Source organism: Streptomyces sp. NPDC002499, from assembly GCF_053595415.1.
Genome location: NZ_JBSFXO010000001.1, coordinates 1 through 24,684, shown reverse-complemented (window position 1 = coordinate 24,684; position 24,684 = coordinate 1). Strand labels below are relative to the sequence as shown.

Annotated in this window: 21 protein-coding genes and 1 pseudogene; 12 read left to right on the top strand and 10 right to left on the bottom strand. The window is 69.7% G+C overall.

Annotation, left to right across the window (positions count from 1 at the left end; translation table 11 throughout):
- Positions 1-14: 14 nt before the first annotated feature.
- Complete coding sequence (locus ACWD5F_RS00110) at positions 15-1,442, bottom strand: MFS transporter (RefSeq protein WP_451249497.1); 1,428 nt, start codon at positions 1,440-1,442, stop codon at positions 15-17.
- Positions 1,443-1,629: 187 nt separating this feature from the next.
- Between ACWD5F_RS00110 and ACWD5F_RS00105 the strand changes: the two genes are divergently transcribed.
- From ACWD5F_RS00105 to ACWD5F_RS00095, 3 genes and pseudogenes are all read left to right on the top strand, one after another.
- Positions 1,630-2,307 (top strand): TetR/AcrR family transcriptional regulator, encoded by a 678-nt coding sequence (locus ACWD5F_RS00105; RefSeq protein ID WP_451249495.1) that lies wholly within the window; start codon positions 1,630-1,632, stop codon positions 2,305-2,307.
- An 86-nt stretch (positions 2,308-2,393) separates the two neighbouring features.
- Positions 2,394-2,756 (top strand): annotated as a pseudogene (locus ACWD5F_RS00100) (hypothetical protein); the annotation flags it as partial.
- 198 nt (positions 2,757-2,954) lie between these two features.
- Entirely contained in the window at positions 2,955-3,275 is a 321-nt protein-coding gene (locus tag ACWD5F_RS00095; protein ID WP_451249493.1) for a hypothetical protein, read from the top strand.
- An 84-nt stretch (positions 3,276-3,359) separates the two neighbouring features.
- Here ACWD5F_RS00095 and ACWD5F_RS00090 read toward each other — a convergent pair whose 3' ends face one another.
- Complete coding sequence (locus tag ACWD5F_RS00090; protein WP_451249491.1) at positions 3,360-4,403, bottom strand: saccharopine dehydrogenase family protein; 1,044 nt, start codon at positions 4,401-4,403, stop codon at positions 3,360-3,362.
- A gap of 126 nt (positions 4,404-4,529) precedes the next feature.
- On the opposite strand from ACWD5F_RS00090, the gene ACWD5F_RS00085 reads away from it, so the two are divergent.
- Positions 4,530-5,465: a helix-turn-helix domain-containing protein gene (locus ACWD5F_RS00085; RefSeq protein WP_451249490.1), complete on the top strand. Its 936-nt coding sequence runs from the start codon at positions 4,530-4,532 to the stop codon at positions 5,463-5,465.
- Positions 5,466-5,788: 323 nt separating this feature from the next.
- Here ACWD5F_RS00085 and ACWD5F_RS00080 read toward each other — a convergent pair whose 3' ends face one another.
- The 4 genes from ACWD5F_RS00080 to ACWD5F_RS00065 all read right to left on the bottom strand — a co-directional run bounded on the left by ACWD5F_RS00080 (position 5,789) and on the right by ACWD5F_RS00065 (position 11,152).
- Positions 5,789-6,640, bottom strand: a complete 852-nt coding sequence (locus tag ACWD5F_RS00080; protein ID WP_451249489.1) for an SCO6745 family protein — start codon at positions 6,638-6,640, stop codon at positions 5,789-5,791.
- A gap of 518 nt (positions 6,641-7,158) precedes the next feature.
- On the bottom strand, positions 7,159-9,024 hold the full coding sequence (locus tag ACWD5F_RS00075; RefSeq protein WP_451249487.1) for a S9 family peptidase: 1,866 nt from the start codon (positions 9,022-9,024) through the stop codon (positions 7,159-7,161).
- An 84-nt stretch (positions 9,025-9,108) separates the two neighbouring features.
- Positions 9,109-10,173 (bottom strand): tartrate dehydrogenase, encoded by a 1,065-nt coding sequence (locus ACWD5F_RS00070; RefSeq protein ID WP_451249485.1) that lies wholly within the window; start codon positions 10,171-10,173, stop codon positions 9,109-9,111.
- Positions 10,174-10,243: 70 nt separating this feature from the next.
- A complete protein-coding gene (locus ACWD5F_RS00065) occupies positions 10,244-11,152 on the bottom strand; it encodes a LysR family transcriptional regulator (RefSeq protein WP_451249484.1) in 909 nt (302 codons plus the stop codon).
- A 108-nt stretch (positions 11,153-11,260) separates the two neighbouring features.
- On the opposite strand from ACWD5F_RS00065, the gene ACWD5F_RS00060 reads away from it, so the two are divergent.
- Both ACWD5F_RS00060 and ACWD5F_RS00055 read left to right on the top strand, forming a co-directional pair.
- Positions 11,261-12,193: an alpha/beta fold hydrolase gene (locus ACWD5F_RS00060; protein ID WP_451249482.1), complete on the top strand. Its 933-nt coding sequence runs from the start codon at positions 11,261-11,263 to the stop codon at positions 12,191-12,193.
- Complete coding sequence (locus tag ACWD5F_RS00055) at positions 12,190-13,311, top strand: M20 family metallopeptidase (protein ID WP_451249480.1); 1,122 nt, start codon at positions 12,190-12,192, stop codon at positions 13,309-13,311. The genes ACWD5F_RS00060 and ACWD5F_RS00055 overlap by 4 nt, the downstream gene beginning before the upstream one ends.
- Positions 13,312-13,326: 15 nt before the next feature.
- Here ACWD5F_RS00055 and ACWD5F_RS00050 read toward each other — a convergent pair whose 3' ends face one another.
- Entirely contained in the window at positions 13,327-14,070 is a 744-nt protein-coding gene (locus tag ACWD5F_RS00050) for a TetR/AcrR family transcriptional regulator (RefSeq protein WP_451249478.1), read from the bottom strand.
- Between the two features lie 188 nt (positions 14,071-14,258).
- Between ACWD5F_RS00050 and ACWD5F_RS00045 the strand changes: the two genes are divergently transcribed.
- The 6 genes from ACWD5F_RS00045 to ACWD5F_RS00020 are packed head-to-tail and all read left to right on the top strand — an operon-like array spanning position 14,259 to position 21,840.
- Positions 14,259-16,001 carry a peptide ABC transporter substrate-binding protein gene (locus tag ACWD5F_RS00045; protein WP_451249476.1) on the top strand — a complete coding sequence of 581 codons (1,743 nt, stop codon included), beginning with the start codon at positions 14,259-14,261 and terminating at the stop codon, positions 15,999-16,001.
- A 7-nt stretch (positions 16,002-16,008) separates the two neighbouring features.
- Positions 16,009-16,977, top strand: a complete 969-nt coding sequence (locus ACWD5F_RS00040) for an ABC transporter permease (RefSeq protein ID WP_451249474.1) — start codon at positions 16,009-16,011, stop codon at positions 16,975-16,977.
- Positions 16,974-17,849: an ABC transporter permease gene (locus ACWD5F_RS00035; protein ID WP_451249472.1), complete on the top strand. Its 876-nt coding sequence runs from the start codon at positions 16,974-16,976 to the stop codon at positions 17,847-17,849. Before ACWD5F_RS00040 ends, ACWD5F_RS00035 begins: the two co-directional genes overlap by 4 nt.
- Entirely contained in the window at positions 17,846-18,925 is a 1,080-nt protein-coding gene (locus ACWD5F_RS00030; protein WP_451249470.1) for an ABC transporter ATP-binding protein, read from the top strand. Before ACWD5F_RS00035 ends, ACWD5F_RS00030 begins: the two co-directional genes overlap by 4 nt.
- Entirely contained in the window at positions 18,922-19,968 is a 1,047-nt protein-coding gene (locus ACWD5F_RS00025) for an ABC transporter ATP-binding protein (protein WP_451249468.1), read from the top strand. The genes ACWD5F_RS00030 and ACWD5F_RS00025 overlap by 4 nt, the downstream gene beginning before the upstream one ends.
- Positions 19,969-19,971: 3 nt before the next feature.
- Positions 19,972-21,840 carry a prolyl oligopeptidase family serine peptidase gene (locus ACWD5F_RS00020; protein ID WP_451249466.1) on the top strand — a complete coding sequence of 623 codons (1,869 nt, stop codon included), beginning with the start codon at positions 19,972-19,974 and terminating at the stop codon, positions 21,838-21,840.
- Positions 21,841-22,104: 264 nt separating this feature from the next.
- On the opposite strand, the gene ACWD5F_RS00015 is transcribed toward ACWD5F_RS00020, so the two are convergent.
- The 3 genes from ACWD5F_RS00015 to ACWD5F_RS00005 all read right to left on the bottom strand — a co-directional run bounded on the left by ACWD5F_RS00015 (position 22,105) and on the right by ACWD5F_RS00005 (position 24,529).
- Positions 22,105-22,749: a glyoxalase gene (locus ACWD5F_RS00015; RefSeq protein ID WP_451250992.1), complete on the bottom strand. Its 645-nt coding sequence runs from the start codon at positions 22,747-22,749 to the stop codon at positions 22,105-22,107.
- Between the two features lie 152 nt (positions 22,750-22,901).
- Complete coding sequence (locus ACWD5F_RS00010; RefSeq protein ID WP_451249464.1) at positions 22,902-24,269, bottom strand: alkaline phosphatase PhoX; 1,368 nt, start codon at positions 24,267-24,269, stop codon at positions 22,902-22,904.
- Between the two features lie 92 nt (positions 24,270-24,361).
- Complete coding sequence (locus ACWD5F_RS00005) at positions 24,362-24,529, bottom strand: hypothetical protein (protein WP_451249462.1); 168 nt, start codon at positions 24,527-24,529, stop codon at positions 24,362-24,364.
- Positions 24,530-24,684 lie beyond the last annotated feature (155 nt).

The window sequence follows — 24,684 nt, the reverse complement described above, 5'->3', positions numbered from 1 at the left end:
ACAGTCTAAAGAGTTTAACCTATTTCGCTTAGAGGCGCTGGGGTGACTGCTTCCGCGGTCGGTGCGATGCGCGGCGATGCCAGGCTCACTACGACGTTGACCAGCGCGAAAGCCGATGCGATGACGAGCCCTCGGTGGAAGCCGTCGACCAGGGCCTGTTGGGGTGCGACTCCGTCCGCAAGAGCGTCGTTGGTGCGGGAGACCGACAGGGTTGTCGCGAGCGCGAGTCCGACGGCGCCGCCGACCTGGTAGAAGGCGGTCACGATGCCGGATGCGGCTCCGGCGTCACGGGTCTCGACATGTGCGACGGCCGCGATCTGAGCCGGAACGCTGAGGACGATGATGCCGGAGCCGAAGAGGATCAAGCCGGGCAGCAGCTGAACCGTGTACGAGCCGTGAGCGTCGGCCTGCGCGAGCAGGAGGAGGCTGACCAGGCTGAGGAGAGCACCGACCAGTTGGACCGTGCGCGTTCCGAGCTTGTGCACCAACTGCGGTGAGAAGGCAGCGGAAAGGACGGCGGCGGCCCCCATGGGCAGCATCTGCACGCCTGTCTCGAGCGCCGATGCGCCACGCACGTTCTGCAGGTAGATGGCGGTCAGGAAAAACATGGTCAGAAACGCGGCGCCGTTCAGCGCCAGGGCTCCGCTGGAGGTGCTCAAGGCTCGAAGACGGAACAGGCGTAGGGGAATGAGCGGTGTCCTGGAGCGGGCTTCGACCCAGAGGAAGGCGCTCAGAAGCGCTACGCCCAGGGCCAGGCAGCCGATCACTTCGGCCGATCCCCAGCCGACAGGTTCGGCTCGGACGACGCCGTAGACCACGGCGAGCAGGCCGGCCGTGCTCAACACGGCTCCCAGGGTGTCGAAACCCCGCGCCGCCAGTGGTGCGATGCGTTCGATCAACACAGGGGCCAGGGCCATCAGGCCGAAGGCGATCGGCACGTTCACGTAGAAGACCCAACGCCAGTCGAGAGAGTCGACGAGCAGTCCACCGGTCACCACTCCCATGGTGCCGCCCAGGCCCGCCAGACCACCCCAGATGCCCATGGCGATGTTGCGCTCACGACCGTGGGGGAAGGTGACGGTGAGAATCGACAGAGCTGCCGGCGACATGACGGCTCCGCCGAGCCCCTGCACGGCGCGAGCGGCGATCAGCTGCCCGGGTGAGGTTGCGAGGCCCGCAAGCAGAGAAGTGAGGCCGAACAGGCCGAGGCCGATGATGAAGACGCGGCGGGAGCCCAGTAGGTCGGCGGCGCGTCCGCCGAGCAGGAGGAAGCCGCCGAACAGCAGCGTGTAGGCGCTGATGACCCACTGAAGGCTGTCGGCCGTGAATTTCAGGTCGGCCTGAATGTGCGGCAGCGCGACGTTCACGATCGTCACGTCGAGTACCACGATGAACTGGGCAAGGGCCAACACGGTGAGAGTTGCCCATGGGGTGCGTCGCATGGTCGTCCTCGTTGGGGCGGGTTGTTGAGGGGCAGCGCAGAGCTGTGGCCGGTACCTGGTGTGGTGAGACCGGCACGCCTGCTTACGGCGTAAACATAGAGTCTTTTGCGTACGCTGTAAACAACGAAGGCGGAGGAGGTGACTGATCGCCGCTTACGCTGTAGCCCACGGACTTTGGGGAGGCCGCATGTCGCCGAGGAAACGGCTGGACCGGGACGCTCTGGTGGCCACCGCCTTGGCCCTCGCGGACGCGGAGGGCTTGGGCGCGGTCAGCACGCGGCGCGTGGCGAAAGAACACGACGCTTCGCCCATGGCTCTGTATCGGCACTTTCGTGACAAGGATCAGATCCTCGATGCTCTCGCCGAGCGACTCCTCGACGACGTGCGGCAACCGGCCGTGGAAACCGTCGCCTCCTGGGATGCGCGCTTGCGTGATCTCCTGATGGCTCTGGTGGCAGCTCTGCGCCCCCACCCCGCAGCCGCGGGCCTGGTGGTGTCCCGGATCCTCGCCTCACCGTCGGGACTGGCGTTGGTGGAACAGACGCTGGAACTCCTTGCCGCTGCGGGATTTGACGAGGAGTCAGGCGCGGCGGCCGCCAACTATGCGCTGTGCTCGGCCGTCACCCTTGTTGTCACCGAGCCGGGACGCAGCCATCCACGGGAGACAAGCGATCACGACGAGACCTCCCGCTCCACACGAGCGCGGCTTGAGGCACTGCCGCCCGGCCAATATCCACGCATCATCGCTGCCGCAGCCCCTCTCTCCAGCTGCTCCAGCCAAGACGTCTACTACCGGCAGGGGGTGGATCTCGTACTCGCCGGGTTCCTGTGGAGGCACGCGGCACTGCAGGCGGCGTCGGATTGACGGCTGATCCAGCCGAGGTCGCCAGTTCAGCGGAGGGTGGCGGGCTGCTCGTCCTTGCTGTCTCGCTTCTGCGACTTGCGCGCAGCCGCTGTGCGCTCCTCAATCTGATCAGCCTGGGGGCCGCGCTCGGCGTGATGACCTGGATCTTCCAGGACGGCAACCTCTCCTCGGTGCTCCGGTTCACCGCCCAGCCGATGGAAGTCGCCATGACGGTGCTGATGTTCGGCCTCGGCAGCGGACTGGCCGTACTCCTCGACGCCGTTGCCGTGTGCGGCGTTCTCGTTCCCGCGGCGATGCGGCTCCTGGGCCGTTCGGCCTGGTACGCACCCGGGATGCTGCGGCGCTTCCACGACCGCTATGGCCTCAGCGAGTCCGGCCCCCATCAGGAGACACCACCGCAGCCCACCGAACAGGCTGCATCACTTTCCGAAAGCACGAACAAGGTCTGACGGGGCCGCAGACCCGCGCCTGCATTCGCGACCGAACCCGCTCTCACTGCGGAGGGCCGCCAGACACTCCCAACGTGATCGGGCGCGGCACGGCTGGCCCAGGTCGGTCACCCGAAACTCTCCTCGCTTCCGCAACCCACGCCGATGATCCGGCGTCCCACTCCGTGGCGGACGGTTGCAGATCACCCGGGAGAGCACGTGGCGAAGAAGGACCAGACGACGGATACGGCGGGGGAGAAGGACCGCGAGAAGTGGATGGCGCGTTTCCAGGTACGGCTGGCGATGCAGCCGGGCGTGGACCGGGCAGTCGTGCTTCAGGCGGTCAAGGAGGTCACGGTGCACTGCGCGGAGACGGGAGAGCACCCGCGGACCGCCTTCGGGGATCCGGACGACTATGCCGTACAGGTCGCCGAGCGACTGGTGCCGGCGGATCGGGCGGCACGCGAGAAACGGCGCAACGCCGTGGTGGACCGGGCCAGTTCGGTGCTCAAGAGGGTCAGGGACATCCCCGGTCTGTGACCGGTTGAGGCGCCTTGTGCCACGGCCATGTACATAGCTCGGGTCGTGCTGGGGGTTCGCTCGGCAGACGGCGGCTGGTAGGCGTCAGACGTTCTCCTTGTCCGGGTGCAGCTGGAGTGCGATGTGCGGGGCGAGTGCGCGAAGGAAGTCGGGGGCATCGAAGATCTCACCGGCGGAGACGACGCCGACGGCCTTGATACGGCCGCTCAGGACGCGCTCGAGTGCCTCGGTGACGAGGGGCGCGGTGACGGCGTAGATGTCCCTGCCGCCGGCGGTGGCGCGGCGTTCGGTTCCGCCGGAGCGCACGATCACATCGACGAGGAAGGTCTGATCGGAGCGCCCGGTGTCGTCCGAGGCGGTCGGGGCGGGCGTACGGGCAGAGGCGACGTCTCGTACCGCCTCGGCGTTCATGTAGGTGGTCACGTCGGGGACGGACAGGTGCTGGGCGACGGTGACGACGTCCGCCATGGTGAATTCGCCGATCACCTGCCGGGGTCCCGTCGGTTCCGGGAAGGTCCACTCCGAGATGGGTGCGGCGTCGGTGCGATGTTCCCACCGGCCGCCGTTGTAGCGCAGGCGCCGGTCGCCGCGCCGCTCCCGGGAGACCGAGCCCGAGAGCCGGGTGCCGGCGGTGGGGTGCCAGTTGCTGAGCGCGTAGGCGATGTGAGCCTCGTCGGCCTCGGTCCAGTCGCCCATTGCCGCGGTGGCCAGCAGGTCGCCGAGGCCGCCGAAGAAGGCCATGGCGGGGACGACCACCGCTCCCGCCTGCCGGGCCCGCTCGCCGTAGTGGGCGAAGGTGTCGAGGTTGGCTTCGAGTTCGGCGGCCACGTCCAGGTACGGAATGCTCGCGCGGAGGGCGGCCTCGATCACGGGGCCGGAGGTCGAGGCGAAGGGGCCGGCGCAGTTGATGACGGCCGCTGTCCCCGCCAGGGCCCGGTCCAGGGAAGCCTGATCCTCGACCGATGCCACCCGGGCCTCCAGCCCGTGCCGGCGGGCAAGTTCGTGCAGGGGTTGCGCGTTGCGTCCGGACAGCACCGGGACGAACCCACGTGTGGCCAGTTCGGCGACCACGAACCGTCCGGTGTGACCGTAGGCGCCGAACACCGCCACCGACTGGTTTGATCCCACGAGACTCTCCTGTGCGCTCGGATGCTCACCGCGAGTCGAACCTCTGCGGCCTGACGCCCCCATCTTGTCCTCGCGGCATCACCGCGCACGACTGTCGGAAACGACATGACGCGTACAGTTTCGGACATGCCCGCTGTCGCACTGGCCGTCACCGACGGCATGCTCCACTACGAACTGTCCGTGGCCGTCGAGGTCTTCGGAACCGACCTGACCCACCTCGTGGATCCCTGGTACGACTTCTCCGTCTGCGGAAGCGCTCCGGTGCACATCGGCCGTTTCCGCCTCGACCCCGACCACGGACTCGACCACCTTGTGCACGCGGACACGGTGATCGTCCCCGGCTTGGCCGACACCGACCGCGAACCGACCGCCGAGCTGGTCGAGGCGGTACGCGACGCTCATGAGGCCGGCGCCCGCGTGGCCTCACTGTGCACGGGCGCCTTCGTCCTGGGCGCGGCAGGACTGCTGGACGGCAGGCGTGCCACCACGCACTGGGCCCATACCGGAGAGTTGGCCCGCCGCCACCCGGCGGCCACTGTCGATCCGGACGTCCTCTACGTCGACAACGGTGACGTCCTCACCTCCGCGGGCAAGGCTGCCGCCATGGACCTGTGCCTGCACCTGGTCCGCCGTGACCACGGCTCGGCCAACGCCAACAAGATCGCCCGCCGTCTGGTCGTTCCACCGCACCGCGACGGTGGCCAGGCCCAGTTCATCGCCACCCCTCTGCCCGCTCCGGGCAACCACCCACTGGACGAGCTCCTTCCCTGGGCGATGGAGAGGCTGGACGAGCCGCTCACCGTGGAGGACCTGGCTCGTCAGGCCCGGATGAGCTCGCGCCATCTGGGCCGCCACTTCAAACACCTCACCGGCACCACGCCACTGCAGTGGCTCCACACCCAGCGCATCCGCCGCGCCCAGGAACTGCTGGAGACGACCAACGCCACCGTGGACACCATCGCCTCGGTCACCGGCATGGGCACCGCGACCACCCTGCGCCGCCACTTCCACCGCAGCGTAGGCGTTCCGCCCGACGCCTACCGCCGCACCTTCCGCCCTTGACGGATGGCCTTCTCCGAGACGCCGCCGTCAGGTGATGTGTGACCCGCACACGCTGTGACTTGCACCGACTACCGCCGCAAGTCACAGCGTGTACGGGTCACTTGCTGGTGTTCAGCCGGAGGGCGAGGTCGTGGGTGGTGGCGCTGGTGAGGTCCCCGACGTAGGCACCGACGATTTCGAGACGGCCGCCGGTGATCAAGGAGGTCACGGCGGGCTTGCCCCAGAGCTTGCCGTCGATGACGATCGCGAATTCGTTGCGCGGGGCCGTGGCGGCGGCGATGGAGCCGGTGAGGGCGGCGAGGATTTGTGGCCGTTTCCGAGCGTCATTGCGAGGCTGCAGCCACCAGGGTCGCGGTGATGGGCTCGAGCTCGGTGATCAGTTCGTCGAGTTCGGTGGGGGAGAGGGCGTCGTAGGGCGGGGCGGCGAGCTCGTCGGTGTGGGCTTCAATGCGTTGTTTGGTGGCTCGGCCGGCGTCGGTGAAGTGGCCGTCGGTGTCGACGAGTCCGCGTTCGCGCAGGCCGTCCATGACCGCGGCCAGGCGCTCTTTGGGCAGGTGGTGGATGCGTCCGAACGACTCCGGGGGATGGATGCCCATGTCCAGCGCGGAGAGCACGTGGGCCTCGGTGCCGCCGACCCGCGCGCCGACGAGAGCGGCGATGTGCCCGTCGCCGCGGTGCTCGCGCAGCATGGTCGCGGAATGCCACAGCCGGGCGACGGGGTCGCTGGGAATCTCAAGGGTGCGCATGCCGGCGTACATCACCCGGCCTTCGGTGGGGGCGCTCGTCGCGGCCTTGGTGGTCAGGTCTGCGGCGCGCACCAGGCCCGGGGAACGGGCCAGTTCGTCGCCGAGGATGCGCCGTAGAGAGGCCGCGCTGCCGCGCTCGCGCGCGGCGACGGAGGCCTCGGGCGGGATGGTCTCCCAGGCGCTGGGGATGTGGCGTGCGGCTTCCCCGTCGGCGAAGTTGTAGAAGGCCGCGTGCACGACGTGAGCCGGCACGCGTCCCAGTGGGGCGGCGCGGCTGGCGAAGTAGCCGTCCCAGTAGGTGCGGTGGCCCAGTGCGGCCAGTTCCTCGTTGCATTCGTCGGCGGTGAAGGTGACCAGGCAGATCGGCTCCAGGAGTTCGAACATGCGACGGCCGATGTCGGTCGTCGGGTGCAAGCGTGTCGTGCCCACCGGGTTCTCCCTTTGCTAGGTGTGCCGACTTGGACCGTCCGGCACACGGAAACTCATCGGCGACCGATGGAACGCGGCACGAGAGCCGAGAGCCTGTTCTGGTCCAACGTCCGGGCTCTGTCGCGCAATTGGTGCTGCGTGCACCATCGTGCGGGTCGGTTCGTTGCCGAACGGAGCACGAGCCGTCCACCTACGGCCGGTACACATCTCGACGTTATGGCGGGGCGTTGTTGCCGCGCATCGGTCATGGGATCGACCGGCTTTGGGACCCAAGGAGGGTCGAGGCTCGTCCTCCTCCTTGCGAAGGAGACACCGGCCACGGTCGATCGTGCACGCGGTTGCCGGCACTCGTCGTACACCTCATGACCAGTCAGTCCACCAGCTCCCTCTCGACGCCGACACCCGTCCGGTGATCGCAGACGACAACGCCTGCTCGACCAAGCGGGCGGAGTCCTCCGGACCGCCGAGGAGGCCGACGACCAAACCTTTCTGGCGCGCCCGGCAAGCCATGATCGTGGTTACACTGCGCTGGGTCGCACAGGCCCCTGGGACCAGGGCTTGCCATTGAGGGCAGCCTGGACCAGATCCATCATCTGTCGCTGACTGTCGATCTCCAGCTGTCGGCTGCTGGTCTCGTGGCCGCCGCTGAAGTAGTCGATGGCGACATCGCCGCCGATGTCCTGCAGCGTCTTGGCGTACAGGTAGGCTTGCCTCGGGGGCGTGCGGGTGTCATGGGTGGCCTGCATGATCCAGACAGGGTTGCTCACCGCGTAGACATAGCTGAGCGGCGACGACCGTTTGAGCTGGGCCGGGTCCGCCTCGTCGCCCGCGCCGAAGAAGCTTCGCCAGGCCGTGCTCAGCGCGGGGTTCATGTCCTTCAGAGCGGTCACCCAGTCGGCCATGGGGACGAACGCCATGGCCCCGGCGAAGAGTCCGGGCAGGCGGCCGGAGGACAGCAGCGAGAGGTAACCGCCGTACGACGCGCCGGTGATGAAGACCTGGTCGGCCTGGGCCACTCCGTGTTCCACGAGGTGGCGTACCGCGGACTCGACGTCCTCCAGTTCCCTGCGGCCGATGTCCGGGAGGAAACCCTCGCGGAACTCTCGCCCGAAGGTGACCGAGCCCCGGTAGTTGAGCGAGGCGAACGCGACCCCTTGGTCGACCCAGGCCTGCGCGTCCGGGTGGTAGGAGTCCACGGTCACCATGTTGGGTCCGCCATGCACCTGAAGCACCAGCGGTAGTGGTCCCCGGGCTCGCGGCGGCCGGCACACCCAGAGCTGCAGGAGTGTGCCGTCGGTGGAGCGGACCGAGTGCGAGGTCGCCGGTACGCCGGCGGTGACCGGCGGTTCGGGCGTCGGCCGACGCATCTCGCCGGTGGCTCGGTCGACTTCGAGGACCGTCATGGGCTGATCGAAGCGCTGGTGCAGCAGCCGGATGTTCCCCTCGGCGGTGTAGTGGGACGTCCACTGGTACAACTGCGCCGCGGCCACGTCAGGTTCGAAGTACGCCCCGGTCGGGTGGACGACCCTGAGCAGTTCGCCGCTGCCGAGGTCGTACTCCATGACGTGGTGGGTGCCCTGATCGACGTGGACCAGCAGAAGCCGGGAGCCGTCGTCGGACCAGTCCAGGGCGACCAGGTCACCGCTCAGATCGGGGGCGTCTACGTCGATCCGGCTGCCGTCCGCCGGGTTCCAGACGCAGGGTCGGGCGAAGCCGCTGCGTTCGGTGGAGACCAGTATCCGCGGGTCGCCGTGCACCGGGGAGAACCGTACGCCGCGTACCGGTGCCTGTGGTCCGTCGGTGAGCGTGGCCAGGACCTCTCCTGAACCGCTGTCCACGACGGTGACCGCGAAGCGCCGGACGCCGGGGTTGTGGTCGGTGGTGTCGATGCTGGCTGTGCGGCCGTCCGCGGAGACGAGACTGTTCCATGCCTCGTTGGGCGAGTTGAAGAGCCGCCGGGGAGCGGTCGGCCGGGAGCTGTGGATGCGCCAGAGGTTGAAGCCGTCGGAGGCGGCCGCGGCGATGACGACCGTGTCGTCGCCACGGGCGGTGTCGATGCCCCGGAGGGTGTAGGGCGGTAGGTCGGGGGTCAGGTTCCGGCGCTCGGTGCCGTCCAGTGACGTGGCCCAGAGATGGCCGACCTCCGACCCGTTGTCATCGTGCAGGCTCAGTACGAACTTCCCGTCCGCGCTCAGTACCGCCTCGCCGACGTCGCCGATGTCGGCGGACACCGGGAGGTCGGAGCCGTGCTTGCTGTCCCGGAGAGCCAAGGTCTGACCCTGCTCGGTGTCGTGGACCACCAGGCATTGGTCTCGCCGTCCCCGGCTGCGTCTCATGGACAGGATCCGGTCGACGGTGAAGAAGCGGTGCCAGTTCTCGGTCATGGAGCAGGCCTCTCTGTAGTGGTTCCGGTGGCCGGCAGGGCGGGCGGTTCCGGGAAATGACAGTCGGTGCGGTTCGGAGCAGGCTCAGGCCTCCTTGAGGAGGCTCAGCAGATGGTCGGTGAACTCGCCCGTGCTCGCCGTGCCACCCAGGTCCGGGGTCAGTACGTCCGCGCTCGCCAGCGCCGCGGTGAGCGCGGAAGTGACGTCCCGCGCCGCCTCCGGGTGGCCGAGGTGGTCGAGCATCAGCGCGGCGGACCAGATGGCGCCGACCGGATTGGCGATGCCGCGCCCGGCGATGTCGGGCGCGGAACCGTGCACCGGCTCGAACATCGACGGGTACTCACGCTCCGGGTTGAGGTTGGCGGAGGGCGCGATGCCGATGCTGCCGGCCACCGCGGCGGCCAGGTCGCTGAGGATGTCGCCGAACAGGTTCGAGGCGACCACGACGTCGAAACGGCCCGGGTCGAGCACGAACTTGGCGGCGAGGGCGTCGATGTGCTCCTGGTCCCAGGTGACCTTGTCGTGGCGTGCGGCGACCTCGGCGACGATCTCGTCCCAGAACGGCATCGTGTGGACGATCCCGTTCGACTTGGTGGCCGAGGTCAGCCGCCCGCGTCGGCGCTCGGCCAGCCCGAACGCGTACTCGGCGACACGGGTGACGCCGACCCGGGTGAAGACGGACTCCTGGACGGCCATCTCGTCGGGGAATCCCCTGTTCAGCCGCCCGCCGACCTCGCCGTACTCGCCCTCGACGTTCTCCCTGACGACCACGAAGTCGACGTCGCCGGGGTGGGCGTCGCGCACTGGACTGGGCACGCCCTGGAAGACGCGGATGGGCCGCAGATTGACGTACTGGCGGAAGGCCCGGCGGATGGGGATGAGGAGTCCCCAGAGGGAGACATGGTCAGGCACGCCCGGGTAGCCGACGGCACCGAGGAGGATCGCATCATGGGTGCCCAGCTGCTCCAGGCCGTCCTCCGGCATCATCGATCCCTCCCGCGTATAGCGCTCGCAGGACCAGTCGAACTCCTCGAAGTCCCAGTCGATGTTGTGGCGGCTGCCTGCCCGCTCCAGGACGCGGCAGGCGGCGGGCACTACCTCTGCGCCGATGCCGTCTCCCGGTATCAGCGCGATGCGGTGGGTCGTCATGGCCCCGATTGCATCAACGTCGCAGGTGGAACGTCCAAGACGGATCGGTGATGTCCCTGATAGGGATGACCTATCGGTCGTCGGTCGCCGGCAATGGGCCGGCCGCCCCGTCGGTCGCCAGGTCTAGGCAGGCACGGGCCGCCGGAGTCAGTTCCGATCGCCTGCTGACGAGGGCGACCTTCAGGACCGTACGAGGCTCCAGATCGAGCACGAGCGCGCCGGCGCGCTCGGCCAGCTGCCGCCACGCGTCCGTCACCACCGCGAAGCCGACTCCCTTGAGCACCAGCGGCAGGATGGACACGCGGTGCTCGCTCTCCACCGCGATGGAGACGTCGATGCCCCGGTCCCGCAGCCCGTCCACGAAGGTGCGCATCCCGGTGCCTCGCTGGCCCGCGATCACCCGGTGCCCGTCCAGTGCCGCGCAGTCCACGGGCTGCCCGGCGGGGAACGGTCCGTCGGACGGGGTGACGAGCACGAAGCGCTGCTCGCCCAGCGGATGGGCCGCCACCTCGCGGTCGGGCAGCGGACCGGGGGTGGCCAGCAGCCCGAGCTCGCACGCGCCCGTGCGGACCAGCTCCACGACGTCGCGCGGGGTGAACGCGGCCCGGATGTTCACCACCACGTCGGGGTAGCGGGCGGCGAATCTCTCGATCAGTCCGCTCAGCGGTTCGACCGCCTGCGACGGCATCGCTGCGATGTCCAGGGCCCCGCCGCGCAGGGCCCGTACGGTGCCCACACTGGCCCGCGCCAGCTCCAGGCCGCGTACCGCCGCCCGCGCCGGCTCCACCAGGGCGGCACCGGACTGGGTGAGGACGGCCGTGCGGCCGATCCGGTGGAAGAGACTGCATCCCAGATCACGTTCCAGTGCCTGGATTGCCTGGGACAACGACGGCTGCGAGACATAGAGCGCGGAGGCCGCCCGGTTGAACCCGCCGTGGTCGACGATCCCCAGGAAATACTCGAGCTGTCGAATGTCCACCCGTGCCACTCTCCGAACATCGCAGCCGCTCCTTATAGGGCATGCCTATCAGAGACATCGCCGAAGTGTCTTGGACAGAGGACCGGATGGATTGCTGTCATCTGGGGCATGAACGACGAGCTGCTTGCAGGCTTCACCCGGCACCACGTGGACGCCGACGGGGTGCGGATCCACGTCCGCGTGGCCGGCGAGGGCTCGCCCGTGCTGCTGCTCCACGGATATCCGCAGACCCATCTGATCTGGCACCACGTCGCCCCGCTGCTGGCCGCCGGGCACACCGTGGTCCTCGCCGACCTGCGCGGATACGGGGACAGCGACAAACCCGCCTCGGTGGCCGCGGAGCACGCCACGTACAGCAAGCGGGCCATGGCGCACGACCAGTGGCGGGTGATGGGCGAACTCGGCTTCGACCGTTTCGCCGTCGCGGGCCACGACCGCGGCGGTCGCGTCGGCCACCGCCTGGCCCTGGACCACCCGGAGGCGGTGTCGGCACTGGCGGTCCTGGACATCGTCCCCACCCGCCACGCGCTGGGCCACGCCGACAAGGACTTCGGACTCGGCTACTACCACTGGTTCTTCCTCGCCGCGGGCAACGGCATCCCCGAACACCTCATCGGCGGCGACCCGGACTTCTGGGTACGGACCCGGATGACAGCCCGCCACCACGGCGGTACGCCGTTCCACCCGGCGGCGCTGGACGAGTACGTCCGCTGCTTCGCCGACCCGGCGGCCATCCACGCCTCCTGCGAGGACTACCGCGCCGCCGCGGGCATCGACCTGGTCCACGACGACGAGGACGCGGCGGCCGGCCGGGTGCTGGAATGCCCCGTGCTCGCCCTGTGGGGGGAGCACGGTTTCGTCGGCCGTACCTATGACGTCCTGGACGTCTGGCGCGGATACGCGAAGGACGTATGGGGCCGGTCCCTGCCGTGCGACCACTACGTGCCCGAGGAGGCCCCCGGACTCACGGCGGAGCTGCTGGGCTCGTTCTTCGGACCGGGGACGGACTCCGCCGTGGCAGGGAAGGGCGGACTGCGATGACCTCCGCGCGCACACCGGAACCCGTGGACACCGACCGCACGCTCGCCCGGCTGGCGCAGCTCGTCGGCATCGAGACACCGTCCGGGCACGTCCCCGGACTCGAGGCCTGCTACGACCTGCTGACCGCCTGGGCCCCCGCCGCACTCGGCACACCCCGCAGGTACGTCAACGACGGCGTCCCGCATCTGTACTGGCGCCGGGAACCTGCCGGGCCGACCCCCTCGGGCGTGCTGCTGCTGGGCCACGCGGACACGGTGTGGCCACTCGGCACCCTCGACAGCCGGCCCTTCCGGCACGACGGCGATCGGCTGACGGGTCCCGGCGTGTTCGACATGAAGGCCGGTCTCGTGATCGCGCTGGACGCGCTCGACCTGTCCCACCCCGCAGGCCACGTCAGTCTGCTGGTGACCGGGGACGAGGAGACCGGCTCGCTCGGCTCACGCGCCCTGATCGAGGAGGCCGCCCGGGAACACGCCGCCGTACTGGTCCTGGAGCCGAGCGACGGCGACGCGGTCAAGACCGCCCGCAAGGGCGCCGGCATCTTCCGCCTCTCGGTGAAGGGGCGCGCGGCGCACGCGGGCCTCGAACCCGAGACCGGGGTCAACGCCCTGGTGGAACTCGCGCACCAGGTCCTCGCGGTGAACCGGCTGGGCGATCCCCGTGCCGGCACGACCGTCTCACCCACCGTGGCCCGAGCGGGGACCACCACCAACAGCGTCCCGGAGTCGGCTCGGCTGGACATCGACGTCCGCGCCTGGACCCTCGACGAACTCGACCGCGTGGAGGGGGAGTTGCGGGGGCTGGCGGCACTGCTGCCCGAGGCGGGCCTCGACCTGACGGGCGGCATCAACCGGCCGCCCCTCGAACGGACCATGTCGGCCGCACTGCTGACGAAGGCTCAGCAGGTGGCCCGCGCCCACGAGTTGGGCGATCTGCGGGAGGTCGCGGTCGGCGGCGCCTCGGACGGCAACTTCACGGCCGCCGCCGGGACACCCACCCTGGACGGTCTCGGCGCGCGCGGAGGCGGTGCGCACGCCCGTCACGAATGGGTCGAGACCCGTTCACTGGCCGAGCGGGCCCTCCTGCTGGCCGGACTCCTCGACGCGTTGAGACCATGAGCGGCGCTCCGGCCCTCAAGGCCTGTCCGTGCCGTCGTCCGGTTCCGCCGCCGTGCGGGCCCGCGTCGCAAGGCGGGCTTCCAGGGCGTCGAGGAACAGCTCGACCGCCGCGTCGAACACACGCGGGTCACCGATCGCGTTCAGCCGGTCCGCGTTCGCCGAGATCCTCGGATACCTGTCGGCGGACAGCTGCCGGTACTCCAGTTCCCAGGCCAGGGTGTCCCGCTCGCGCGTGCCGGGATCGAGGGCCAGCAGTCCGGCCTCCATGCTGGACAGGGAACGCACCACGTTCCCGAACACCCGCAGGTACATGGTCACGTCGTCACCCTGGAGACCGGCCCGCTCCAAGGCGTCCAGGGCGAACTCGACGTTGGCGAACTCCATCGGCCTGCGCGTGGTGCGCGCCGCCATCTCCAGGGCGAACTGCGGGTAGCGCAGATAGTGCTCATGGATGTGGTGGGCGAGGGAGCGCAGGTCGTCGCGCCAGGACTCGGTCGCCTCCAGCTTCCCGCCGTAGGAACGGGACCGCAGCCCGTCGACCAGCTCCAGGATCAGCTCGTCCTTGTCCCGGAAATGCCGGTAGATCGAGGTGGGGTGGGCGCCCATCTCCCGTCCCATCGCCTGGAAGGTGAGCGCGTCCAGGCCTTCCCGTATCGCCAGCCGCTCCGCGGCTTCGAGGATCACCTGACGGCTGAGGGTGGCCCGGGGCAGCCGCCGGCGCGGGGGCTCGGAGCTGTCGCCTGAGCGCGTATCGGACATGGGGGCTCCTCCGGATGGCCGTCGTCGTCCGCGTGACAGACCTCCGACCTTGGTCCACGCGTGGTCACGACGCAAGTCAACACCATTGACTATCTAGTTGCCTACAACCCTTGCTATGAATTCGCCCGTTATCTACGCTGTCGCTCACGCGACCCGTCGGTACGCGCCCCAGGGAAGGTTGAACGACCATGAACCACCCTCTGACCAGCACATCCGAGCGGCCTCCCAGAGCAGTCCGGCTTCGCACGCTCCCGCTCGCCGCCGCCTGCACCGCGCTCGGACTCGGTCTCTCCGGCTGCACCTCGGGCGACACCGGAGCCGCCGCCGGCGCCTCTCCCGTCACCAGCCACGGCGTGCAGGCGGCCACCGCGGTACGCCAGGGCGGCAGCGTGGTCATCGGCGCCGAGCAGGAACCCGACTGCGCCGACTGGATCGCCACCTGCGCCGGCTCCATCTGGGGCACGTACATCATGGAGACCCAGACGATCCCCCATGTCTTCACCGCCGCCCGCCAGGGTTCGGACTGGGTGCCCGAAGTGTCCGGACTGATGGCCTCGGAACCGACCATCTCCACCGGGGCGCGCCCGAAGATCACCTACAAGCTCAACCCCAAGGCCGTCTGGTCCGACGGGAAGCCGATCACCTCGGCCGACCTGAAGTACACCGCGCTCCAGATCCGCGACGGCAAGGACATCTTCGACAAGACCGGCTACACCAAGATCGCTTCCGTGGACACCCCCGACGAACGGACCGCGGTCGTCACCCTCAAGGAGTCCTACGGCAACTGGAAGGACCTGTTCAGCGGGGAGTACGGGGTGCTGCCCAGTCATCTGCTGCAGGGCAAGGACCGCGACGCGATCATGAAGAACGGCTACACCTTCAGCGGCGGTCCCTGGAAGATCCAGAAGTGGATCAGGGGCACCTCGGTCACCCTCGTCCCCAACGACCGCTACTGGGGCCAGAAGCCCCACCTCGACAAGGTGACCTTCCAGTTCACCGCCGACACCGCCGCCGCCTTCCAGGCCTTCCGCAGCGGCCAGTTGGACGCGCTCTACCCCTCGCCGCAGCTCGACGTGATCGACCAGATCAAGTCCGGTCTGCCGAAGACCAACATCGAGACCGACGCACAGACCGGGAACCTGGAAGCGCTCTGGATGAACAACGCGCGTTTCCCCTTCGACTCGGCCGACGTCCGCCGGGCGATCGGCTACGCCGTCGACCGCAAGGCCCTGGTCGAGCGGCTCTACGGCCCCCTCGGCGTGAAGCAGCCCGCCCAGAGCTTCAACTCCCCGCTCGTGTCGCGCTACGCGGGCACCGACTTCTCCTCCTACGTCCTCGACCTGAAGAAGGTCGACCAGATCATGAAGGGCGCCGGCTGGGCCAAGGGCGGCGACGGCATCTGGGCCAAGGGCGGGCGCAAGGCGGACTTCACGATCGTGTCGCTGGCCGGGAACAAGCGGCGTGAGCTGACCGAGCAGGTGCTCCAGGCGCAGCTCAAGAACGCCGGCTTCGCGATGCGGATCAAGAACACCACCGCGGCCAACCTGTTCAGCAAGGTGGCACCGGCCGGAGACTTCGAGCTGGGGCTGTGGACCCTCGTCGACTCCTTCCCCGAACCCACGCTCGACGCGAGTTTCTCCTCCGGATCCATCCCCTCGGCCGCCAACGGCCAGGCGGGCATCAACTTCATGCGGGCCCGCGTCCCGGGCCTCGACGGCCTGCTGGATCAGGTGGCCACGGACACGGACGAGACCACCCGCCGCGCCACCTCCCTGAAGGCCGACAAACTCATCGCCCAGGACGTTCCGGCGCTACCGCTGGGCACGGTGCCCAACGTGCTGCTGTGGAACAAGCGCGTGGGCGGCAAGATCTCCATCAACCCGGTCCGAGGTCCCTGGTGGAACCTCGAGGACTGGGGACTGGCGAAGTGACACGGCCATGATGACCTTCCTCCTCAGACGCCTCGTCTACTCCGTCCCCGTCCTGGCCATCGCCTCCTTCGTCCTCTTCTGGGCCGTACGGACGACCTTCGACCCGCTGACCAAGCTCCGGCAGAGCCACGACCCGGCCGCGCTGACGCGCGAGACCGCCCGCCTCGGGCTGAACCGCCCGGTGATCGAGCAGTACGGGCTGTGGATGAAGTCCTTCGTCACCGGAGACTGGGGGACCAGCACCAGGACCGGCGGCGCCGTCCGCCCGATGATCGGCTCGGCGCTCGGCACCACCGTCCAACTCATCGGCTGGGGCGTGCTGTTCGCGGCCCTGCTGGCCCTGGCCATCGGACTGTTCTCCGCCGCCCGCCAGTACTCGATGGGCGACTACGCGTTCACGGCCCTGTCCTACCTCGGCATCGCGATGCCGCCGTTCTGGGTCGGCCTGATCCTCATCCAGGTGCTCGCCGTCTGGCCGCAGCAGCAGTTCGGGCTCTCCCAGCCGCCGCTGTACTTCGTCGGCCTGCACACCCCCGGCAGCAGCGGGGTGAACCTCGACTACTTCCGTCATCTGGTCCTGCCCGTCCTCACCCTGACGGTCAGCCTGATCGCGAGCTGGTCCCGGTTCGGCCGGGCGTCGCTGCTGGAGTCCCTCGCCAGCGACTACGTCCGCACCGCCCGCGCCAAGGGCGTACCGCGGCGCCGCATCCTCGTACGCCATGCCACCCGCAACTCCCTCGCGCCGTTCCTGACGGTCGTCGCCATGGACTCGGCTCTGCTCGTCGGCGGTCTCGTCGTCACCGAACAGATCTACTCCATCCCCGGCATGGGACGGCTCTTCCTGGACTCCATGCTGGCCGGTGACGTCTTCACGCTGCTGCCGTGGATGCTCGTGGTCGCCGTGGCGATGATCCTCTTCAACCTGCTGGCGGACGTGGCCTACGCCCTCCTCGACCCACGGGTGTCACTTCGATGAACGCAACCACCGATACCGCACGCGAGGCCGGCCAGTCGCTGCTCGCCGTACGAGGATTCCTCCACCACAAGCTGGCCGTCACCGGCCTGCTCGTCCTGCTGGCCCTCGCGGTGTGCTGCTTCGGCGCCGACTGGATCGCGCCCTACCCCCGCAACGCGCAGGATCTGCTGCTGGGCGCCGCACCCCCGTCGGGTTCCCATCTGCTGGGCACCGACGAACTCGGCCGCGACTACCTGAGCGAGGTGCTGTACGCGGGCCGGATCTCACTGGCGATCGGGCTGGGCGTCGCCGTCCTGTCCACCACGCTGGGCACGGTCCTGGGAGCCGTGGCCGGCTATGTCGGCGGCTGGGTCGAGGAGTTGATCATGCGGCTGACCGACCTGTTCCTGGTGGTGCCCGGGATCGCGGTCCTCGCCCTCGCCCTCCAGGGTTTCGGCTCCTCGCCCTTCACCATCGTGCTGGTGCTCTCCGGCCTCGGCTGGACGTTCATCGCCCGTGTCGTGCGCGCACAGGTGCTGAGCCTGCGCGAGAAGGAGTTCATCGACGCGGCGCGCGTCCTCGGGGTGTCGGGCTTCCGCATCCTGTGGCGGCACCTCCTGCCGAACCTGGTCGGGGTGATCGTCGTCAACGTGTCGCTGGCCGTCGCCGGAGCCGTGATCATCGAATCCACCCTCAGCTTCCTCGGATTCGGTATCCAGCCCCCACGCTCCAGCTGGGGGAACATGCTCAGCCAGGCCGCGGGCATGGTCGGCACCTCGAAGTCCTACCTGCTCTACGCGCCCGGCGCCGCGATCGTCCTGACCGTGCTCGCCGTGAACTTCGTCGGTGACGGACTGCGCGACGCCTTCAGCCCGCAAGGAGGCCGACGATGACACCCGACCGGCATTCCCCGGAGCGAGGGACGACAGCTGCCGGTCCGCTCAAGGAGCCGACCCTGGCGTCCTCCGGGCCCCCGACCGGCGAGGAGCAACTCCTTTCGGTCCGCGACCTGACCGTGCGCTACCGCACCGACTCGGGGTTCGTCACCGCCGTGGACCGCCTCTGCTTCGATCTGGCACCCGGTGAAACCCTCGGCATCGTCGGCGAGTCCGGCTCGGGCAAGAGCGCGGCCTCCCTCGCCATGATGGGCCTGCTCCCGCGCACCGCCGAAGTCACCGGGTCCGTACGGCTGCGCGGCCGCGAGCTGCTGGGCCTGTCCGACGGACGGATGCGCGAGATCCGCGGCCGCCGCATCGCGGTGATCTTCCAGGACGCCCTGTCCGCACTCAACCCGATGATGACGGTGGGCGCGCAACTCACCGAGGCGGTCCAGGTCCACGATCCGAACCGCACCAACCGAGCCCTGCGCGAGCGCGCGGTGGAACTCCTCGACCTCGTCGGCATCCCCTCGCCGCGGGAGCGCCTCGACCAGTACCCGCACGAGTTCTCCGGCGGTATGCGGCAACGCGCCCTGATCGCCATGGGCATCGCCAACGACCCCGACATCCTCATCGCCGACGAACCCACCACCGCCCTGGACGTCACCGTGCAGGCACAGGTCCTGGACGTCATCGAACGCGTACAGGACCGCACCGGGACGGCCGTCGTACTGATCACCCACGACCTCGGTGTGGTGGCCGGCCTCGCCGACCGGGTCATGGTGATGTACGCCGGAACGAAGCTGGAGGAAGCCCCCGTCGAGCCGCTCTTCTACGAGCCCGCGCACCCCTACACCCGGGGCCTGCTGGCCGCCCTCCCGCGCGTCGACCGGCGAGCCGGCCGGCTGCTGCCCATCCCCGGGCAGCCCCCGCAGGCCCACGACCGGCCCGAAGGCTGCCCGTTCGAACCCCGGTGCGCGTACGCCGAGCCCGCCGCCTGCTCGGTGCCGGTGCAGGCGGTCACCGAGGTGAGCCCCGGCCACAGCACGGCCTGCGTGCGGATCCACCAGATCGAGAGCGTGATCCGATGACCACGACAGCCACCGCCACCACCACCGCGGCCATCGAAGTCCGGGGCCTCGTCGCCGAGTACCGGCTCAAGAGACGCCTGGGCAGCCACGCCGGCACCGTCCAAGCCGTCGCCGGTGTCGACCTGACGGTTCCCCGGGGCCGCACCCTCGGGCTCGTGGGGGAGACCGGCTGCGGCAAGAGCACCCTGGGCCGCACCCTCGTCCGGCTGGTACGCCCCGCCGCCGGCCGGGTCCACGTCGGCGGCATCGACGTGGCCGCGGCCAAGGGGGAGGAGGTCCAACGCCTGCGCCGCACCGTCCAGTTGGTCTTCCAGGACCCCTACTCCTCGCTCAACCCGAAGATGAGCGTACGAGCCTTGCTCGCCGAGCCGCTGAAGGTCCACGGACTGCATCCGGGCCGACGCGAGGAACGCGTGCGCGAACTGCTGGAGCTGGTCGGACTGAACCCCGGACACGCGGGGCGCTTCCCCCACGAGTTCTCCGGCGGGCAGCGTCAACGCATCGGCATCGCACGCGCGCTGGCCGTCGAACCCGAGATCCTCGTGCTGGACGAACCGGTCAGCGCCCTCGACGTCAGCGTGCAGGCCGGGGTGATCAACCTGCTGGAGGACCTCCAGCAGGACATGGGGCTGAGCTATCTGTTCATCGCCCACGACCTGTCCGTGGTCCGGCAGATCAGCGACGAGGTCGCGGTGATGTACCTGGGCCGCGTCGTCGAACAGGGCCCGGTCGACGCGCTCTACGAGCACCCGGTCCACCCGTACACCCAGGCCCTGCTGTCGGCCGTGCCCGTCCCCGACCCGCGCGTCGAGCGCGCCCGCAAACGCATCGTCCTCACCGGTGATCTGCCCAGTCCCCTCGCGCCGCCCTCCGGCTGCCGCTTCCGGACCCGCTGCTGGAAGGCGACCGAGGTGTGCGCCACCACGGACCCGCCGGACATCGAAGCGGGCGACGGCCACCGCGCGGCCTGCCATCACCCCGAGCCCACGGACGTTGCCCACCCCACGGAACTCACCCACCCCACGTCCGGGAACGGAGGCTGACACGTGACGACCGAGTGGCAGCACTTCTTCCATGCCCGGCAGTTCCTCAGCCTGCGCAAGGGACGTGGTCCCCGGGACCACGAACTCGCGGTCACCGACTCCGCCGAGGGTCCGCGGCTCGCGCTGTGGGACGTCGACGACGACCGTCTGACCCCGCTCGACGTGGACTTCGGCGGAAGCGTGATGGACGCCGTCCTCACCACCGACGGACGATCCGTGCTCACGCTTCGCGACGACAACGGCTCGGAGGTCGGACACGTCTGGAGGACCGCGCTGGACGGCACCGCGGCGGTGGACCTCACCCCCGACCTGCCGCCGTACGTGCTGCGCGGTATCGACACCGCCCGCGTCGGCAACCGGATCGTCCTCACCACCGTGTCGGACGACGGCTTCCACCTCTGGCTCGTCGACGACCGCCGCGAAGCCGCCGCGCGCCTGCTGTACCGCTCCGCCAACGAGGCGTGGGACGGGGTGATCTCCGCCGACGGGTGCCTAGCGGCCCTGGACACCACGGACCACAACCCGGGGGTCCGGCGCTTCGCCGTCACCGTGACCGGCATCGACGACGAGTCGATCGCGGTCGTGCTCAGCGACGGGCCCGACGCGCCGGTACGCGTCGTACGGTTCTCCCCGGTGCCCGGGGACGCCCGGCTGCTCGTGAGCACCGAGCGGACCGGATTCGCGCGGCCGTGCGTGTGGAACCCTCTCGACGGCAGCCGCACCGACATCGACGCGCCGGGCCTCCACGGCGACCTGGTCGCCCTGGACTGGTCACCGGCGGCCACCCACGTGCTGGCCGTGCACGTCGACGCCGGCGTGCACCGCGTCCTGGAGTACGAACTGACCACCGGCGAACTCCGCGCCGTGTCCCACCCCGACGGCGCGTACTTCGAGCCGGACGTGGCCGCCGTGCACCAGCAGATCTGGGCCTCGCACTACGGGGCCGAGGGCGAGATCCGGCTCCTGCACCAGCGCTTCGACCAGCCGCTGTCCGTGCTGCGCGTGGACGCGGCAGGCACCCACCGGCTGCCGCTGAGCCTCGACGGCGCCCCCGCGTCCGCTCCGGAGGGCGGCACCCCGCTGCACTCGTACACGGTCGTCTCCGCGGACGGCACCCCCGTCCAGCTCTGGGCCGCCCGCCCCCGGAACACCTCGGGACCGGTACCGCTGGTGCTGCGCCTGCACGGCGGACCGAACATGGTCACCGTCGACCGCTACTCACCGGAGTCACAGGCGTTCCTGGCATCCGGCATCGCGTACGCCTCCCTCAACTACCGGGGCTCCGTCACCTTCGGCCGCGACTTCCGCGAGGGCTTCCTCGGCGTCCTCGGGGACCACGAGATCGAAGACATCCAGGCCGCCGCGGCCTGGCTGCTGGACGAAGGCTTCGCCCACAAGGACCAGCTCTTCATCACCGGCATCTCCTACGGCGGATTCCTCACCCTGCTCTCGGTCGGACGGCTGCCCGACCTCTTCGCCGGCGGCCTGGCGTTCGTCCCGCTGGGCGACTGGGTGAGCGCCTACGAGGACATGAACCCGGCCCAGCGGGTCGCCTGCCGGCAGTTCCACGGCGGCACGCCGGACGAGGTCCCGGAGCGCTACCGGCGGGCGTCCCCGATCACCTACGTCCAGGACGTGCGCGCCCCGGTGTGGATCTGCCAGGCCACTCACGACACCCGCACCCCGCCGGCCCAGGCTCTCGGATACGCGCGCGCTCTGGAGAAGGCCGGCGGCGACTCCGTAGTGGAATGGTTCGACGGCGGCCACGAGACGTCCAGCCGAACCCTGGCCATCGCCGACCACGACCGCATGCTGACCCTCATCAGGGCGGCACTGCGCGGCGAACGGTGGGCGCGGGGGCCGGGGGGCTGATTCCGAGCGGCTACGTGGGGTTCCGCTTCTGCCGCCGGTTCGCCGAGCACGGCGGCAGACGGGCACGCTGTCAGCCGGGGACCTGCAGGGGGTACTGCCCGGGACGATGGTGGGGCTGGCGAAGGGCCCCACGAACTGAACGGCGGAGCACGCCGGTTCGACGTCGGAGACTCTGAGTCTGAGTCTGAGTCTGAGTCTGAGTCTGGGTCTGGGTCTGGGTCTGCCGGAGATTGCCGGCGGCCTGGTGTGCGCCGGTCGCCGCAGTTACGCGGCGCTCTCCCAGGTGAAGCCGTCGGGGTCGGTGAAGCTGTCGGTGGTGGTGCCGAGGATGACGTGGTGGGAGCCGGTGCCGTCGTCGGGGACGCCGAGGTCCTTGGCGAGGGCGCGGCGCTTGTAGAGCGCCAGCTTGAGGATGCTTGAGGGGCCGGAGGTGAACTCGGCGTATTTGCCGCCGAAGCTCTTGCTGACGCTCAGGCCGTGCTCGACGTAGAACTGCTTGGTGGCCTTCACGTCGTCGACGCCGAGCAGCAGGACGACCTCGTCGATCTCGTGGGTGGCGGGTTGGGTGTCCTTCTTCGCCGAGGTCGCGATCTTCCAGATCGTCCCGTCGGGGGCCTGGACGACGCCGCCATAGCCCCACAGTGACTTCGCGGCCGGCTTGAGGACCGTGGCGCCGGCGTCCACGGCGGCGGCGACGAAGTGGTCGACGGTGGCCGGTCCGGAGACCGTGAGGGCCAGGGTGAAGCCGCGGAATCCGGTGGAGGGTGCCTGGGACGCGCGCAGGCGGATGTGGGTGTCCACGCCGAAGGCGCTGTAGAAGCGGCGGGCGGCCTCGGGGTCGGCCACCTCGAGGGTGACGGACGCGAGGAAGGTGCCGGTTGCGGTGGAAGCGGTGGTTGCCATGACCATCACGCTAGGTGCTCCACGGCGACCAGGGCTTCTCGAAAACTGACCGGCCTTCACGAGCTTCGTCCGCTCCCCTCGGACTGCGCATCGTCGACGGTACGGGGCTGGCGGGCGTGCGGGGCCGGCGCGGTTGCGTCGGCCCCGCACGTGTGGCGCTATCTGCGCCAGAGGCCCGTGACGGCGAACGTGGTGCCCGGTGTGTAGCAGTTCACGTACATCGTGTCGCCGTCGGGCGAGAACGTGACGCCCGCGAACTCGCCCCACTCCGGGGCCTGGGGCGTGCCGATGTTCTGCCGGCCGCGGGCCATGGCGTACACCTCGCCGCGGCGGGTGACGCCGAAGACGTGCTGGGCGCCGTTGCCGTCCTCGCAGACCATCAGGCCGCCGCTGGGGGCGAGACAGATGTTGTCCGGGGACTCGCCCGGCAGCTGGACGTCGGTGTCCGGGCCGAAGGCGATCACCAGGGTCAGCCGGCGCGCGGCGGGGTCGTAGCGCCAGATCTGGCCGAAGTGGTCGGCCGCCGAGCCCTCCGCGCTGTGTGCGAACGACGAGACGAAGTACACGCACCGCCCGCCCCAGTAGCAGCCCTCCAGCTTCTGCGCGTGGGTGATGCCCTTCGGTCCGAAGTCCTGGAGCCGGATCGGCGTCTGCGCCGCCAGCGGGTCCGGTACGTCGGCCCACTCGACGCCGTTGAAGGTGGTGCCGGTCTCCTGGACGGTGGACAGGTCGGCCACGCCCGGCACGCGCATCGCCTGCAGCCGGCCGCCCGCGCGCAGTGAACCGGTGCCGCCCCGCGGTCTGTTCGGCAGGAACCGGTAGAAGAGGCCGAAGGGCTTGAGGAAGGCGTCCTCCGTCTCGTAGACCGTGCCGCTCTTCGGGTCGATTGCGACGGCTTCGTGTTGGAAGCGGCCCATGGCGGTCAGCGGTACGGCGCCGGTGCGGTGCGGGTCGGCGGGGTCGACCTCGAAGACGAAGCCGTGGTCCTTGGTGTAGCCGTTGGTGCCGGCGGTGTCCTCGGTCTCCTCGCAGGTGAGCCAGGTGCCCCAAGGGGTGTGCCCGCCCGCGCAGTTGACGGCGGTGCCGGCGATGGCGACCCGCTCGGACAGGACGTTGTTGCGGCCGTCGAGCGTCAGGGCCGTGCAGCCGCCCTTGCCCGCCGGGTCGTAGGTGAGGCCCGCGACCGTGGGGACGGCGAACTGCGCGGTGGGACGGTTCTCGTGGTTGCGGACCAGGTGGACCCGGCCGTGCCGGCCGGGCAGCGCGGTCATGCCGTCGTGGTTGGAGGGGACCGGGCCCTCGCCGGAGCGCAACGGGTCGCCCTCGCGGGAGAGGACCTTGTAGCGGAAGCCCTTCGGGAGGTCGAGCAGGCTGTTCGGGTCGGGGACCAGGGGACCGTAGCCGGTGTGACCGATGCCCTGTGCGGCAGCGGTACCGGCGAAGAGTTCGGACAGTGCTCCGCTGAACGCGATGCCCGCTCCCAGGGCACCGGAGCGGGCGAGGATCTGACGGCGTGTCGCAGACATACGGGACAACCCTCCTGCTGGCGGACAGGAACTGTGACCCCGCTGTGTCTACCACCCGGCACGCGCCTGAGGAACCACGCGCGTAGCACGTGTCACATCCCCGGACCCAGGGGCGGCCGGCCCTCCGGTGGGTGTTCCTGCGCTTTCACCGGGAAGCGCAGCAGCTCCAGGGGGAAGGGCAGGGCCAAGGTGGAGTTCTTGTTGGCAGCCACGGCGGCGACCGTCTGCAGCAGCTGGAGCGTGGTGGGCTGTTCGCGCAACCAGGTGGTGTGGGGCCTCGTTGTTGTTGGACCGTCTGGCCGGTTTGTTTGCGGGGTGCGGGGTGCGGGTGCGGGTGCGGGTGCGGGTGGGTGTGGGTGTGGGTGTGGCTTGTCTGGGGGGTGTGTTGTGGGGGGTGGGGGTGTTGGGATGGGGT